Genomic DNA, 14842 nt, shown 5'->3' with positions numbered 1-14842 from the left:
GCGCTTTCGGCGGAGCCCTACCGCCCCGTCTCCGTGGCAGCGAGAGGCGCCCTTACGGTCGAGGTCACTGGCTGGTGACCGCCCACCCGCATTGCGGTGGTCGCAAGCCAGGTGACCGATGTCAGTGCCTAGCGCTACCGTTCGAGACATGACTATCAGGCAACCCGACCTACGGAGCCCTCCCATGATCTAGCCTGGTCCCTCCACGTAGGGGGAGGGGCGCTGCCTGGTGGTGAGGGCAATCGAACCTGCGGACGGGCGGAAGCCGCGGGCCAGCCACATCGAAGCCGTCGACAGCCGTCACGTCACGCAGATGATGGAGCAGCTTCAGCAGGGCTACATCAAGTCGGTAGCAGCCACGGCCGGTCTCGCCGTTGAGATCGTTCCCGTCGATGTGTACGGCTACGACGTTCGGTTGATCAGGCCGCCTCGGGACCACATGGACGAAGAGTCCGCAGTACTCGCTCAGCTCAAGTGCACCACGCAGATCGTCCCCGACCCCTCCCGTGAGTTCTTCAGCTACCAGTTCACCAAGCGTCAGTATTTCGATCACTTGGTGAAGGCCCGGAAGTACCCCAAAGCGATCCTGATCGTTATGACTGCGCCGACACGGCAGGCGGACTGGACCGAGGTTACACATGATGGCCTCTGGACTAGGCGATCTTGTTTTTGGGTATCACTGGAGGGCGTCCATGCCGACTCTTCGATCAAGAAGCCTACGGTCCGCATCCCCACCAGAAATCGAGTAGACGCTAACGCCCTCGCAAACATTCTGGACAAGATCGACAGGGGTGAATCGCTAAATGACTGACATGTCGAGCGTAACGCTCCCTGCGCGAGTGGACCCGGAAAAATTGGGAGCCCTACTGGAAGACGCCGGCTGGAAGCGCGTCGGCGGTAGGAGGGGAATCTACTCGCGATACCTTCCTCCAAAGGTGAGCGACGACTGGTCAGAATTCAGCCTCATGCTCCCCCTCGATGAAGAGGCGCCAGAATTCTCGGAGACGATGCGGCTCGCTCTGCTTCAACTGTCACAGGATCGCGACTTTTGGTTGCGATCACTTTATCCGAGACTTATCGCTGAAGCGTCTGACGAATTCAAATTTCGGAAGGAGTCGTCTGCGCCTAGCGGTTTCATCGAGTGGAGGAGCGGAGAACGCCTTGTTGAGTCGGCTCGCAGGACGTTGTTGGCTGGGGCCAAGTCTTACATGGGCCCTGACCGTCATTTCGTGAACAGGCATGGCCGCTTCGCTTATCGATACCTTGATCAGATTCTGATGGGGCAAAGTGCGCCAGGCAGTTACATCATCACTGCTTACGCGCCCCCCAATGCTGGCGTCCCGCTGTCGACGTCTGCGGTAGCACCGTCGATCGCACTACCCGAACTGGGACTTGCGAGTGTCCGGGATGTCAGCCAAGCCGTCGTTCGTGCAGTGCAGGCCACCGTTGAAGCACTCGACCACTATCATTCGAGCGGCTCACTCTCTGGCTTCGAAGCAGGCGTCGTTCATGGTATTTCGTACGAGATGACAAACGCCCTTCTCGGAATCGCTGAAAATTCGGACGGTGCAGATATTAGTGTGGAGTGGGATCCCGCCATCCCGTCTCCCGTTGACCTAGATTCTCGGTTTGAGCTGCAAGGCTCGGATGTACTTCCACTCAATAAAGCAGCTATGAAACTAGCGTCAGATGACTCCTCCCGAGTTACGTCGATGATCGGGCGAGTGCACCTACTCGCCAAGAAGCAGGCTGGAAGTCCTGGTGTCTTTGGTATCGAGGCGCTCACATCGGGGCCAGCGAAAAAGGTCCGTGTCCGACTTTCGGATGAAGAGGAATATCATGAGGCGGTCAGGGCGCATGAGGAAGACTTGGCGTTGCAGGTAAGCGGTCGACTGGAAAAGGAAGGGAATCTCAGCTGGCTGTATGACGCGACCGTTCTGCGCACGCTTGGTCCCATCTCTGACTACGCGCGCCCTTCTCGGCCTCCGGTTATGCGCGGGCAGATTTCCCTGTTCGCAGATGAGGTGCAGGAGTCCCCCTCCGAACATTGAGATCGCTGTGGGCGAGAACCCACCGCTTCCCCGCCGGGGGGATCGTTCTGACCGTGGCCGCTCCTGTATGGCACTCGGCTCGTGGTCTTTGGCTCGCTGCAATGCGCGCGGCGCGGGCGCCGGTCGGGCTGGAGCGAGGCGGAGACAGGAGCGCAGGCCCGGCCGGGGGCCGGGCCGCACGCGGTGAGCGGAGCGAGCCGCCCCGATGACGTAGGGAAACCCTGCACCCGGACACTTCGTCCGGGCTCTCGCCTGTTGGCGCCTGCATGCTCGGATCGGTGGACGGCTGTCTGCCTCAGCGCCAGTCAGCTAGGTACCGTGAAGCCAGCCCCTACGAGCAGGAGGCAACAGGCCATGCGTGGTCTCGGAGATCACCTCAGCATCGGTGAGCGCATCGCGTTCTATCGGAAGCGTCGCGGCTACACGCAAGAGGTGTTGGCCGGCCTCGTCGGACGCAGCACTGACTGGCTCGCGAAGATCGAGACGGGACGCCGGAAGCCACCCCGTATCGACATGCTCGCCGAGCTGTCGCGCATCCTTCGCGTACCCCTTGGGGATTTGCTCGGACAGTCCATCCTCATGGAGGACGAGCGGCACCAGGACGACGTCCCTTCTGTGCGCGACGCCCTCATGAGCCCGCGACGGTTGTCCCGTCTGCTGTTCGGCCCGGATGCTGAGGCTCAGCTCCCGACGCCTGCGCCTGTCGCCGTACGCGTGGAGCAGGCATGGAACGACTATCAGGGCGGCCGGCTCGGCAGCGTCATCTCTGCGCTCCCAGCCCTGCTGCAGACGGCGCAGGAGTTGGAGGAGCGAGCGGCGCGCCGCAGCGAGGAAGGTGGCGACTGCTGGGCGGTGTCGGCGCGCACGCATCACCTCGCGGCCACGACGCTGGCCAAGATCGGTGAGTCGGACATCTCATGGCTCGCCGCTGAGCGCGCGATGCGGGCCGCTGACGAGTCGGATGACCCGCTCGTACTGGCGTCTGCCGCACGGTCCGGCACTCACGCCCTGCTCGCCAACGGGCGCTATGACGACGCCCTGGAACTGGGCAACACGGCCGCAGCGTGGCTGTCGTCTCAGGTGACCGAACACGATCCGGCAGCCCTCAGCTTGCTCGGAATGATCCACCTGCGGGCCGCCGTCGCTGCGGCCCGACATCAGGACCGGTCCACCGCGACGACGCTACTGAACCGTGCCGAAGAACTCGCGGATGATCTCGGCTCGGATGAGAACTACTGGCAGACCGGTTTCGGGCCGACGAACGTACTGCTTCACCGTCTGTCCGTTGAGCTGGACCTGGACAACGTCTCCTACGTCGTGGAGCACGGCCGGATCAATGTCGACCACATGCCGCAGGAGCGCAGCGTCTCGCACCGCATCGACTTCGCGCGTGCCTTGTCCCTTGCCGGGCAAGGGGACGATGCGTTCACGGAACTGCGTACAGCTGAGCGTACGTCGCCGCAGCTCGTGCGCAACAATCCGAGGGTGCGCGAGACGCTACGGGACCTGATCAAGCAGTCCCCGGTTACGAGCGGCTCGCGTTCGTCCGAGGTGTTCGCGATGGCTCAGCGGTGCAGGGCGGTGCAGTGAGTTCAGGCAAGCGTGGGGTGCTCGGGGTCGTCGGGTCGGCGGCCGGGGGCGTAGAGGTGCTGCGTACCGGTCTCGTTGAGCCCGCGATGGACCGCGGATGGCGGGTGGCCGTCACGCTCACGCCGACCGCGGGTAAGTGGCTGCGGATGAGCAGCGAAACTGAGCGGCTGGAGAAACTCACTGGCCTGCCTGTGCGTGATGAACCGCGTTTGCCCGGCGACGCTCGCCCGCATCCGCCGGTTGACTGCTACGTGGTCGCTCCCGCTTCGGCGAACATGGTCGCCAAACTTGCCACTGGCGTGATGGACAACCAGGCGCTGACACAGGTGGGCGAGGCTATCGGCACGCTCGGTCTTCCCGTCGTCGTCTTCCCGCGGGTGAACGCCGCGCATGCTCGCCACCCCGCGTGGCAAGGCCACATCGAGACCCTGCGAGCCGCGGGAGTGCTCGTCGTCTACGGCCCGGATGTGTGGCCGCTGCACGAGCCGAGGGAGGCGCCGGCCGGGCGTGAACTCCCGTGGTCGGCAGTGCTGGATGCCGTGGATGAAGCTACTCGGTGACGAGTCGTCAACCTGCTTGAGCTGCAAAGAAAGGGGACCCGGACAGTCTGTCCGGGTCCCCTTTCGTTTCCGGTCGCATGCTCATTGGCATGTCAGGGATCCAGGAGCGAAGCGGAGAGTCGGAGGGTCTCACCCCCTCAGAACTCGCAGTGATCGAAGCGGGTCTGAGCGAGGCGCGCGCCACGGTGGAGCGACTGCTGAGGCGCGCGGATGAACTCATTGCGCGGGTGGAGTCTCCTTGCCAACGAGGTGCTCAAGACGGTCAAGCCGCTCACCGAACAGGCGAAGAGCTTCGTGAATCGAGCTGAGTTCTGCGGCTAGGGCGGTGAACGCGGGGCTGCTGCCCGGCTCAGTGCCGAGCGGCACGGAAGGGTCACGGACGAACGTCCCGCGGCCCTGCTGGGTGAGAACCAGCCCCTCATCACGGAGCTGGCTGTACGCGCTTTGGACGGTCAGGAGCTGCACGCCAAGTTCCTTGGCGAGCTTGCGGGCCGCCGGGAGCTGCTCGCCCGGTTCGTATTCGCGGTTCGGGCCTGTGATCTTCGCGCGGAAGTCGGCAGCGATGTCCTTGGCCGTAGGCGCCTGCTTGGGCGCTCCTGAGCTCTGCTCCATGGGTCCGAGAGTAGCTGGGACCTAAGTCAATCTCCGCTTCTCCGCTGGCCCCCTTGACAGTCAGATTGACTTAAGTCAATCTGATGCTGTGCCCGGCGGACCCCGCTCCGCAAAGGACGGGAGCCTCCTTCACCAGGGGTTACCGCGCTCGCCGGAAGCGTTCGTTCCTTGACAACTGAATGGGGATCACGCCGCCTCTCCTCGGCCAAGTAGGCGGCCACGCGGGCTCCGTCCGCGTGAGGTACAGCGCAACCCAACCTCTCGCAGCGCTCCGGCGCTGCGGCCCCGGCCGGCCGTGAGGCAGCGGATCGAATCCGCTCCGGGGCGCTCGGGGCGGCCGCCTCTCACCACGCCACGACCGCGGCCGCCCTTTCCATCCCTTCGATTCCTGGGGGAATCCTCATGGCTGTTGTCGAGATCGTCTCGTTCGGCTACCTGCACGACGTACCGCCAGCCGCGCACCTGACCATCGATCTGCGCCACCACTTCCACGACCCGCACGTCTCGCCGGAGCTGTGGGACATGACCGCCGACGACCAGCCGGTTCGTGCCGCGGTGCTGGGCACACCGGGGGTCGCAGCCCTGGTGCTGGAGACCGCATCGGCCGTCGAAGCACTTGCGTCCGGACCGTCCGCCGGAGTCATCACGGTCGCCGACGGATGTGCGGGCGGCCGGCACTGCGCCCCGGTCTTCGCCCGCGCCCTCGCCGAAGTGCTGAGCGATGCCGGACACGACGTGACAGTCCACCACCGCGACATGGACAAGCCCGTCGTCCACCGCTGAGCCGTACGACAGCCCTGATGGTCGTGAGACCGGGTTCGACTCCCGGTCGGGGCACCACCCCGCCGCCGATGCGGCTTGGGGTCCCATCCCGGGCGGTCGCCTCTCACCACCAGGCCACGACCACCCGGGCACTTTCCCTGTCCCTTCGACATCAGGAGCGCTGCATGCGTACGTACATCGGCGGTCATCAGGCCGTCTCCGTGAACGAGTTCATCGAACTGGCCCTGGGCACGCCGGCTGAGCTGTGGCTCGGGGTGGAGGGCGAGACCGACGAGGAGCGCGCTGCCCGGCTGGACGCCGCGCGCGACATCCTCGCCGAGAACCCGGACCTCCCGGACGACGTGAGCCGGGTCGTGGCCGAAGTGATCGAGGCGCACGCCCCGGAGCTGTTCAACGTCGTCCCACTGTCCCGCCCGGGCGGGCGTCGGCCCGCGCGGAGGGGAGCGGCGGCATGAACACCGCCGAGACGAACCCCCCGGCCGAACGTCCGGCGGTCCCACCGCTGACGAAGCCGGAGATGGGCCTTGCCGGGGTGGGGGCGCTCGCCGCCGCCGCGGTCGGCGCCCTGGGCCTGGTCTCATCCTTCGACGCGGTGTCCCTTGCTGCGGCCCGTTGGGGTTTCACCCAGCCGCACATCCTGCCGGTCGCCATCGACGTGGCCATTCCGGTGTTCACGCTGGCCAACCTGCTGTTGATCCGGCTGGACATGGCGTTGGCGTGGGTGCGGTTCGTGCCGTGGGTGCTCACCCTGGTCACCTGCGGCCTGAACGTCGCCGCCGGGCACTCGCTGTCGGCGAAGGTGGCGCACGGAACGATGCCGCTGCTGTGGGTGGTCTTTTCCGAGATCGGCGCGCACGTCTACGCCGTCCGGATCGGTGCCGTCACCGGCCGGCGCATGGAGAAGATCCGGTTCTCTCGCTGGCTGCTGGCCCCGGGCTCCACGTTCGCTCTGTGGCGCCGAATGACGCTGTGGGAGGTCACCTCATACAGCGACGCCCTCGCCCTGGAGAAGGAACGTCTGCTGGCCCGCGCGGATCTGCGGGAGCGTTACGGCCGTTCCTGGCGCCGCCAGACGCCGCGCCGCGAACGCGTCCTTCTGCGCCTGGGGGAGCTGGCCCCGGCCGCCGCGGACGTCAAGCCCGACCGGACGCCGGAGCCGGAGCAGCCCCCGGGAGAGTCGACGCGCAAGGCACCCAAGCCGCCGCGCAAGCGACCGGCCAAGAAAAAGGCCACCGCGCCGCAGCGCACGACGGCCGAACTGCTCGCCGAGGCGCGCACCGTTACGGCCGATTGGAAGGCTGCCGAGATCAACGGCGAGTCGCTGCGCAAGGCCCTGCACTGCGGCTCGGGCCCTGCCCGGCAGGTGCGTGACGCCCTGCTCGCCGAGCGCGCCCAGAACCATCCCTTGCACGCCGCCCCCGCCCCGGCCGACGAGGCCGAGAGCGTCCTTGAGGAGGTGGCCGCGTGAACACCCTGGCCACGGTCCTGCTGTCCGCGCTGCCCTTGGCCGCCGGGTGGGCGGTCCACGTGTGGTGGCTGCGAGGCTGCCTGAACACCGCCCGGTGTGACCCGCTCACCGGGTTACGCACCCGCGACGGCTTCACCCGGCGCGCCACGGCCCTGCTGAAGGACCCCCGCGCGGTCGTCGTCCTCGCCGACGTCGACAAGTTCAAGCACATCAACGACACCTACGGGCACGCCGCCGGGGACGCCCTGTTGAAGGCGACGGCCGACCGGCTCGCCCACCACGTCGGTCGCTCCGGGGTCGCCGGACGGCTCGGGGGCGATGAGTTCGCCGCCGTCCTGCTCGACGATCACGGCACCGCGGTGGACCTGCTCGCCGTGCTGCACAGCGTGTTGGCGCGGCCGGTCGACGGCCAGGACCCCGCCGTCCGCACCACGGTCAGTCTCGGGTGGGTGCGCGCTGCGGACTTTCCCGGCGACGACCTGTCCCGCCTGCTGCGGCGGGCCGACGAGGCGATGTACGCGGCCAAACAGGCTCGTACCGGGACCCGCCGCGCGGGGCTCGGCTGGCTGTTCGCCACCGTCACCGGCCGCCGCGCCGGCCGGAGTGGCGCCCGCACCGATGCCCCCGTCGTGGGGGTGGCGGCATGAAGTCTCAGCCGCTCGCCGCGGTGGACATCTGGCGGCCGGTAATGGAGGTGGCGGGCTACCGCTGCCAGTGCACCGGCCAGTGCGGCAACCCGCACGCCAAGACCGAAGGCCGCTGCCCGCGCGAGCACGACGCCTACACCAGCAAGCACGGCCACCGCATCCGCCTGATGGCCGCTCCCACCAACCCGCTCACCCCGCCGGTGAAGGCTGCCGCGCTGCCGGTGGGTGAGCTGCGGGCCTGGTGCCCGGAGTGCCACACCGCCGCCCGCCGTGCGCGTGCCGCGGCGCCGGTGGACGACGCGCCGGGCCTGTTCGACCTGTGACCCCATCTGTTCCCGGCGGGCTGTGCGCCCGCCGGACGACACATCACCCCGAGGAGGGGTTGTCCATGGCCAAGCCTGACACCCGTCGCCTGGACCGCGAGATCCAGCAGACCACCCGCAAGCTCACGGCCGTCCAGAAGCGCGAGATGTGGCCGCTGACCGGCCGCGAGCGGCGCGCCGTCCTGGCCGCACTGGCCGGCGGCTCCTACAAGGTCGTGCGCGGCAACAGCCCCGCGCGCGCCGAACGGAAGCTGGAGACCGCGTGGGGATCAGCCGAGACGCGGCTGTCCGCGGAGATCACCGCGCTTCAGACCGAGCGGCAGCGGATCGTGAACGAGGCCGCCACCGCCAAGGCCGCGAAGAAGTCTTCGGGGTGGTGGTGACCGTGGCCGGTGACCAGACGCCTCCAGGGCAGTGCCCGCAGTGCTGGCAGCACGCCTACGACCGGCGCATTCACCGCAAGCTGCGGCCCCGCGAGGACTGCCCGCAGTGCGTGGACCACATGCGCAACGGCTGCCCCTACGTCGTGCCCAAGCCGAAGCCGAGCTGGTGGTGACCGGCCCCCGAGGAGGAGTTCAGCCATGAGCCTGAAACGGATCACCGGTCTGTTCCGCGGCTCGGGGCGCTCACTCCGTCAGCCGCTCCTCGCCGACTCGGCGCGGTTCGTCTGCCTGTCCGGCAGCAACTTCGGCATCCACGGCGTGATCCCGGCGTCCCGGGCCCGCTTCACGGTCAGCCGACGCCGGGCGTGGGGACACGACGTCCGCGCTTATCCGACCACCGGCCGCGACGGCACCCCATTCACGGTCGTCTACACCCGCGTTGCCCACGCCGACGACCCCGGCCTTGAGGCCCTGGTCACGGTCTTTGAGTTCCCCGCCGGCAGTGCGCTCCTGCCAGGCATGTAACTGGACGGGCCCGGCCGCTCACCTCCTACAGCGTCGGCCGGGCCCGCTCTCCCTCACACCCGAAAGTGGAAGGAACCTCAGTGAACCACCCCGACGACAATGAACTCTTCAACCGACTCGAAGTCGAGATGGCCGCCGACTCCGGCGGAGAGGTGGTCGACCTGGGCAAGGCGCGGTCGGCCCGCGCCGAGTCGGCCGACCCGATCGACCGACCCCACGCCGACCGGTCGCCCGACTCGGGGCCCGGTCAGTCGGGTGCCGAGTCGGCCGACCCGACCACGACCGTGATGGTCGACCAGCCGACGCCGACCGCGACCGGTCCGGGCTACCTCGGTCGGCTCGCTGGAGCCCGGCGCCGGGCGGTCGTCCCGGAGTGGCTGCGGTCGGTGGCGGAGCTGCGGACCGCTGCGATGTGGGTGGCCCGGCACTACGCGCACGCCGCCGGGTACCACGCGCTGCGGGCCCCGGTCTACGCCGCCCGCCTCACCTTCCAGGCCCCGATCGGCGCGGCCCGGTTCATCGGCGGCACCATGCGGTGGGTGGCCGACCGCGAGGGCGAGCCGGTCCGGCTCGCCGCCGTGCGCCGCGAGGATGCCGCCGAATACCTGAAGCTGTCGCGGCAGCGTGACGGCCGGGTCCGGCTCCGCACCCTGGTGACGGTGCTGGCGATGTTCGTCGGCATCGGTGCCGCGCTCGCCCTGTACGTGCTCGCTCCGGGCTGGCTTCAGGCGGTGTCGGTGAGCGCGGTCGTGATGGCGCTCGGGTTCGCCGGCCGACGCCCGGACGCCCCGGTCATCCACAGGGCTGTGGAGGTGCCCAAGGCGACCAAGCTCACTAGTGACATCGTGCTGCGCGCGCTCGGGGCGCTGGGCATTCCGGCGATCAACCAGGCGCAGGCCAAGGGCCGGGACGGGTTCGAGTTCACCGCCCCCATCACCCGGGACGGCCCCGGCTGGCGGGCGGAGGGCAACCTCCCCTACGGCGTCACAGTGACCGACGTCATCGAGCGCCGCGACCGGCTCGCCTCCGGCCTGCGCCGCCCGCTGGGCTGCGTGTGGCCCGAAGCCGTGCCCGACGAGCACACCGGGCACCTGGTGCTGTGGGTGGGCGACCAGGACATGAACAAGGCCAAGAAGCCCGCGTGGCCGCTGGCCAAGTCCGGCACGGTCGACCTGTTCAAGCCGGTCGCGTTCGGCACCGACCAGCGTGGGCGCTGGGTCGAGATCACGCTCATGTACATCGCGGGCGTCATCGGCGCCATCCCGCGCATGGGCAAGACGTTCCTGCTGCGTCTGCTGCTGCTCATCGCCGCGCTGGACCCGCGCGCGGAGGTGCACAGCTACGACATGAAGGGCACCGGCGACCTGGACCCGGTCGGCAACAACGTCTCCCACCGGCACGCCGCCGGCGACGACGACGAGTCGATCCTGTACGCGCTCGCCGACTTTCGCGCACTGCGCGAGGAACTTCGCCGCCGCGTGAAGGTGATCCGCTCCCTGCCCCGGGACATCTGCCCCGAGAACAAGGTGACCAGCCACCTTGCCGACAAACGGTCGCTGGGGCTGCATCCGGTCGTGGTCGGGGTCGATGAGTGCCAGGTGCTGTTCGAGCACTCCGACCATGGCAAGGAGTTCGAGGAGATCATCACGGACCTGGTCAAGCGGGGTCCGGCCACCGGCATCGTCGTGCTGCTGGCCACCCAGCGCCCGGACGCCAAGTCGCTGCCCACCGGCATCTCCGCGAACGCGTCCGCCCGCTGGTGCCTGAAGGTCATGGGTCAGACCGAGAACGACATGGTGCTGGGCACGTCCGCGTACAAGCGCGGCGTGCGCGCCACCATGTTCGCCTGGGGAGACAAGGGCATTCACTACTTCGTCGGCGAAGGGGCGGATGCCCGGATCGTCTCTTCCGTCTACGTGGACGCCCCCGGTGCCGACACCATCGGCGCCCGCGCCCGCAAGGCCCGTGAGAAGGCGGGACTGCTGTCCGGCTACGCGCTCGGGGAGGCCCCCGAGGAGGTCACGGGCCCGGCATACGACCTGCTCGCCGACATCCTCGCCGTCGTGCCCGCAGCGCAGGCCAAGGAATGGTCCGAGACGGTCGTCGCCCGGCTCGCCGAACTGCGCCCGGGGGTCTACACGGGCTGGGAGCCCGAGACCCTCGCCTCCGCCCTCAAGCCGCTCGGCATCTCCACGATCCAGGTGGGGCGCCGCATCGACGGCAAGGTCGTCAACCGGCGCGGCGTCGACCGGTCCCACATCGTCACCGCGATTGCGGAGCGTGACGGAAAGCGGGACGCGAGCTGACGCCCGGGGGCCGCTATCGATAGCAGTGCGCCCCGCTATCGTTAGCGGCCCCCTTAGCGGCCCAAACCCAGTCTGATCAGGCCGCTAGTACATAGCGGCCCACCTGCGGAAACCCCTGAAAACCGCCTGGAAGGGCCCCTCGTGACCCCCGCCCTCCTTGCTATCACCTGCCTGCTCGCAGTCACTCTCGGTTATGGCGGGCTGTGTGCGGCCTCGCCGTTCGGCAACTGCCACAAGTGCCGCGGCATGGGCCACCAGCTCAAGACCGACCGCAAGGGACGGCTCAAGCGCGGCAAGGACTGCCGCCGCTGCCACGCCACCGGCAAGCGCATCCGCGCCGGCCGCTGGCTCTACAACCGCTGGGCCCGCATCTACCGCGCAGGCACCGACTGAACAGACGACCGGCGACCGCCCGCCATGAGACGGACCCCGCTCCTAGCCGGAGCCAGGCCAGCGCGGTCGCCGGTCAGCGCCCCGAACTTGCCAGCACCCGGGGCCCGCAGAGCCTACCGATCCGTCTCCCTCGCCTGAAAGCGAGATTCCTCTATGACCCTCACCATCTCGGCCGTGCTGCTGTTCGGCATCGCCTCGTTCTTCGCCATCAAGACCAGAGCCACCGGCGGGGGAGCCGCGGTGCTGCTGTTCCTGTTCGGGTTCTTCACCGCCGGGACCGGCGCCTACGGCCCGATTCACGACCTGGTGGCGTCCTTCGCCCGGTTCCTGTCCCAGCTCGGCCACTGACCGGAGGCACTCCTGTGAACGAACCCATCGTCGCGCGGCGCTGGCTCACCACCGCCGCACCCAAGGCCGCGCCCGCCGTCGCCACCACGACCGTGCTCGCCCTCGCCCGGATCTGGAACGCCAACGGCGCCGAACACTCCGTCGGCAACGCCGCCCTCATGGCGGTGCTCGCCGCCGGAGCCGCGGCCGGCGGAGCCTCCCTGGCCCGCGCCGGAGAGCCCGTGCTCGCCGCCACCGGCTACGCCGTCTCCAGCAGCCTCGCCCTCGCGGGCGTCGCCGGATACTCCGACGGTCTGTCCCTGCCGCTGCTGCTGTGGGCGCTGGCCACTGTGCTCGCCTACTGCTTCGCCGCCCACCACTGGCGCCAGGACCGCCGGGACGCCCTCGCCCACGAGCGGCACGTGAGCGAGCGGCGCGAGGAACACACTCACATCGAGCGCGTCGAGACCCTCCGTGCCACCACTCAGATCGAGGTGGCCCGCGCCAGTGGCGCCTACGCCGAACAGCTCGCCCAGGCCCTCGTCACCCGCGCCACGCTGCCCGGCTTCGACCGCACCGCGCTGGAATCTGCCGGACTGCCCGAACTCCCTACCGCACGGGACGAGCGGTGACGTTCGAGATCCGCGTCATCTGCCAGCTGGACGACTCCTACCGCATCTGCCAGGCGCTGGCCGGCGCGTTCGAGACCGGCGCCGTGCGCCGATACCCCACCCGCGACGGCAAGAGGCTGCGCCTGTACGTCACCGCCGACCACCGCGACTCCAGCACCAACCCCACCCAAACCGAAAGCGAGTGATCCACATGTCCGTGGGAGAGACCCCGCTGACCGTCGTCGGTAACCTCACCGACGACCCCGAACTCCGCTTCACTCCCAGCGGCGCGGCCATGGCGAAGTTCTCCGTCGCCTCCACCCCGCGCAGCTACGACAAGACCGCCGGCCAGTGGCAGGACGGCACCGCGATGTTCCTGCGCTGCACCGCCTGGCGCGACCTTGCCCAGCACGTCGCCGAGAGCCTGACCAAGGGCATGCGGGTGGTCGTCACCGGCCGCCTGCGTCAGCACAACTGGCAGACGGACCAGGGGGAGAACCGTTCGATGCTCGCCCTGGAAGTGGACGACATCGGCCCCTCGCTGCGCTTCGCCACAGCCAAGGTCAACCGCATCCAGCGCAACGGCACCACGCCCAGCCCGGCCGTCGACGCATGGAACAGCCCTGCCCCCGCCGGGACCACGCCGGCTGCTGGCGGGTGGGGCACGCCGTCCACCGGCGACGAACCACCGTTCTAACGGCGCCCGGGGCGGGCGCCTCTCACCACAAGACCGCGCCCGCCCCGGCTCTCTTGTCCCTTCGACAGCACAGGAGATGAAGCGTGCTGACCCTGACCGATCTGTTCTGCGGTGCCGGGGGATCGTCCACCGGTGCCGTATTGGTGCCCGGCGTGAAGGTGCGCATGGCCGCCAACCACGCCCGCCATGCCGTCGACACCCATCAGGCCAACCATCCCGACGCAGATCATGACTGCGCCGATCTCTCCCAGGTGGACCCGCGCCGCTACCCCCGTACCGACATCCTGTGGGCGTCTCCGGAGTGCACCAACCACTCCATCGCCAAGGGCCGCAGGCGCGGCCACGGCGCCCACAGCGACGGCCTGTTCGCCGAGAGCGGCGTGGACGAAGCGGCAATCCGCTCGCGCGCCACGATGCACGATGTGCCCCGGTTTGCCGAAGCCCACAACTACCGGGCGATCATCGTGGAAAACGTCGTGGACGCCTACTGGTGGGGCCCCGAGCAGGCCCCCGGCGCCGCGTTCGATGCGTGGCTGCGCACCCTGCACGCCTGGGGGTACGAGCACCGCATCGTATGGATGAACTCCATGCACGCCGCCGCGTACGGCCCCGCGGCCCCGCAGTCCAGGGACCGCATGTACGTGGTGCTGTGGCGCAAGGGCGAGCGCATGCCCGACTTCGACAAGTGGACCCGCCCCGCGGCCGTCTGCCCGATGCACGGGCGGATCCGGGCCATCCAGGGATGGAAGACCACGAAAATGTGCACCCCTACCCGACCCTGGGGCCGCTACGGCAAGCACGCTCAATACGTCTGGCGTTGCCCACGGGTGGAATGCCGCAACACCGTCGTCGAGCCGGCCGTGCGCCCGGCTGCCGCGGTCATCGACTGGACACTGCCCGCACAGCAGATCGGCGAGCGCGCCAAGCCGCTGGCCGTGGACACGCTCCGCCGGGTCCGTGCCGGGTTCGCCGCCTACGCCGAGCCCCTCGCGGTGCCCGTCGAAGGCCGCGACGGCAAGCGCGCGGCGCCGTTGTCCGGGCCTCTGCGCACGGTGACCACGCGCAACGAAACCGGGCTCGCTCTCCCGCCGTACATGGTGGAACTGCGCGGGGGTGGATCCTCCCACCGCGCCATCAGCCAGCCACTGGCCACGGTGACCGCGGGCGGCAACCACCACGGCATCGTCACGGCCCCGGACATGGTGGTGCCCTACTACGGCAACGGCACCGCCCGCCCGGCGAGCCGGCCTCTGCCCACGGTGACCACAGTGGATCGGCACGGCGCCCTGTACGGAGGCACCGTCGGCTCAGTCGAAGAGTGCCGGTTCCGGATGCTGGAGCCGCACGAGTACGCCGCTGCGATGGCCTTCCCCGACGGCTACCGCCTGCTGGCGTCCAGCAAGCGCATCGAAGTGCTGATGCTCGGCAACGCCGTCACCCCACCTGCGGCCCGCGACCTGGTCGCCATGGTCAGCGAGGCAATCACCGGCGAGGAACTGCCCCTCGCCAACGGCCAGTAGACACGCCCAGGGCGGCCGCCTCTCACCACAAGACCACGGCCGCCCT

Annotated in this window: 20 protein-coding genes; 19 read left to right on the top strand and 1 reads right to left on the bottom strand. The window is 68.9% G+C overall.

From position 1 onward, the window contains the following. Window positions 1–229 precede the first annotated feature (229 nt). The 4 genes from ACWC94_RS36610 to ACWC94_RS36595 all read left to right on the top strand — a co-directional run bounded on the left by ACWC94_RS36610 (window position 230) and on the right by ACWC94_RS36595 (window position 4201). The gene (locus ACWC94_RS36610; RefSeq protein ID WP_355068859.1) at window positions 230–811 is read left to right on the top strand and encodes a DUF4365 domain-containing protein; all 582 of its coding nucleotides are present in this window, start codon (window positions 230–232) and stop codon (window positions 809–811) included. 124 nt (window positions 812–935) lie between these two features. Beyond that, entirely contained in the window at window positions 936–2051 is a 1116-nt protein-coding gene (locus tag ACWC94_RS36605) for a hypothetical protein (RefSeq protein WP_450801592.1), read from the top strand. A 354-nt stretch (window positions 2052–2405) separates the two neighbouring features. Further along, window positions 2406–3641 (top strand): helix-turn-helix domain-containing protein, encoded by a 1236-nt coding sequence (locus ACWC94_RS36600; RefSeq protein ID WP_450801591.1) that lies wholly within the window; start codon window positions 2406–2408, stop codon window positions 3639–3641. Beyond that, window positions 3638–4201 carry a flavoprotein gene (locus tag ACWC94_RS36595; RefSeq protein ID WP_450801590.1) on the top strand — a complete coding sequence of 188 codons (564 nt, stop codon included), beginning with the start codon at window positions 3638–3640 and terminating at the stop codon, window positions 4199–4201. The genes ACWC94_RS36600 and ACWC94_RS36595 overlap by 4 nt, the downstream gene beginning before the upstream one ends. 216 nt (window positions 4202–4417) lie before the next feature. Here the strand turns inward: ACWC94_RS36595 and ACWC94_RS36590 are convergent, their stop codons facing one another. Next, entirely contained in the window at window positions 4418–4813 is a 396-nt protein-coding gene (locus tag ACWC94_RS36590; protein ID WP_450801589.1) for a GntR family transcriptional regulator, read from the bottom strand. A gap of 402 nt (window positions 4814–5215) precedes the next feature. Here ACWC94_RS36590 and ACWC94_RS36585 point away from each other — a divergent pair, with 402 nt between their 5' ends. The 15 genes from ACWC94_RS36585 (at window position 5216) to ACWC94_RS36515 (ending at window position 14796) form a co-directional block, all read left to right on the top strand. Then, entirely contained in the window at window positions 5216–5596 is a 381-nt protein-coding gene (locus ACWC94_RS36585; RefSeq protein WP_450801588.1) for a RapZ C-terminal domain-containing protein, read from the top strand. A gap of 164 nt (window positions 5597–5760) precedes the next feature. Continuing rightward, the gene (locus ACWC94_RS36580; RefSeq protein WP_450801587.1) at window positions 5761–6051 is read left to right on the top strand and encodes a hypothetical protein; all 291 of its coding nucleotides are present in this window, start codon (window positions 5761–5763) and stop codon (window positions 6049–6051) included. Beyond that, window positions 6048–7064, top strand: coding sequence for a DUF2637 domain-containing protein (locus tag ACWC94_RS36575; RefSeq protein WP_450801586.1), 1017 nt, complete (start codon window positions 6048–6050; stop codon window positions 7062–7064). The genes ACWC94_RS36580 and ACWC94_RS36575 overlap by 4 nt, the downstream gene beginning before the upstream one ends. Beyond that, the gene (locus tag ACWC94_RS36570; RefSeq protein WP_450801585.1) at window positions 7061–7711 is read left to right on the top strand and encodes a GGDEF domain-containing protein; all 651 of its coding nucleotides are present in this window, start codon (window positions 7061–7063) and stop codon (window positions 7709–7711) included. The genes ACWC94_RS36575 and ACWC94_RS36570 overlap by 4 nt, the downstream gene beginning before the upstream one ends. Then, a complete protein-coding gene (locus tag ACWC94_RS36565) occupies window positions 7708–8034 on the top strand; it encodes a hypothetical protein (RefSeq protein WP_450801584.1) in 327 nt (108 codons plus the stop codon). The genes ACWC94_RS36570 and ACWC94_RS36565 overlap by 4 nt, the downstream gene beginning before the upstream one ends. Window positions 8035–8099: 65 nt before the next feature. Continuing rightward, window positions 8100–8417, top strand: a complete 318-nt coding sequence (locus ACWC94_RS36560; protein WP_450801583.1) for a hypothetical protein — start codon at window positions 8100–8102, stop codon at window positions 8415–8417. Then, window positions 8414–8590, top strand: a complete 177-nt coding sequence (locus ACWC94_RS36555; protein WP_450801606.1) for a pRL2-8 — start codon at window positions 8414–8416, stop codon at window positions 8588–8590. Before ACWC94_RS36560 ends, ACWC94_RS36555 begins: the two co-directional genes overlap by 4 nt. Before the next feature lie 25 nt (window positions 8591–8615). Then, complete coding sequence (locus ACWC94_RS36550) at window positions 8616–8942, top strand: hypothetical protein (protein ID WP_450801582.1); 327 nt, start codon at window positions 8616–8618, stop codon at window positions 8940–8942. An 80-nt stretch (window positions 8943–9022) separates the two neighbouring features. Next, the gene (locus ACWC94_RS36545) at window positions 9023–11248 is read left to right on the top strand and encodes a cell division protein FtsK (RefSeq protein ID WP_450801581.1); all 2226 of its coding nucleotides are present in this window, start codon (window positions 9023–9025) and stop codon (window positions 11246–11248) included. 141 nt (window positions 11249–11389) lie between these two features. Then, the gene (locus tag ACWC94_RS36540) at window positions 11390–11641 is read left to right on the top strand and encodes a hypothetical protein (RefSeq protein WP_450801580.1); all 252 of its coding nucleotides are present in this window, start codon (window positions 11390–11392) and stop codon (window positions 11639–11641) included. 153 nt (window positions 11642–11794) lie between these two features. Further along, entirely contained in the window at window positions 11795–11989 is a 195-nt protein-coding gene (locus tag ACWC94_RS36535) for a hypothetical protein (RefSeq protein ID WP_362618793.1), read from the top strand. A 14-nt stretch (window positions 11990–12003) separates the two neighbouring features. Next, window positions 12004–12600: a hypothetical protein gene (locus ACWC94_RS36530; RefSeq protein WP_450801579.1), complete on the top strand. Its 597-nt coding sequence runs from the start codon at window positions 12004–12006 to the stop codon at window positions 12598–12600. Next, a complete protein-coding gene (locus tag ACWC94_RS36525; RefSeq protein ID WP_450801578.1) occupies window positions 12597–12785 on the top strand; it encodes a hypothetical protein in 189 nt (62 codons plus the stop codon). Before ACWC94_RS36530 ends, ACWC94_RS36525 begins: the two co-directional genes overlap by 4 nt. Before the next feature lie 5 nt (window positions 12786–12790). After that, window positions 12791–13276: a single-stranded DNA-binding protein gene (locus ACWC94_RS36520; RefSeq protein WP_450801577.1), complete on the top strand. Its 486-nt coding sequence runs from the start codon at window positions 12791–12793 to the stop codon at window positions 13274–13276. 83 nt (window positions 13277–13359) lie between these two features. Beyond that, a complete protein-coding gene (locus ACWC94_RS36515; protein ID WP_450801576.1) occupies window positions 13360–14796 on the top strand; it encodes a DNA cytosine methyltransferase in 1437 nt (478 codons plus the stop codon). The last annotated feature ends 46 nt before the right edge of the window (window positions 14797–14842 follow it).

Source organism: Streptomyces sp. NPDC001135, from assembly GCF_053598395.1.
The sequence above is the reverse complement of the archived record's forward strand: the minus strand, read 5'-3'. Positions and strand labels throughout refer to the sequence as shown.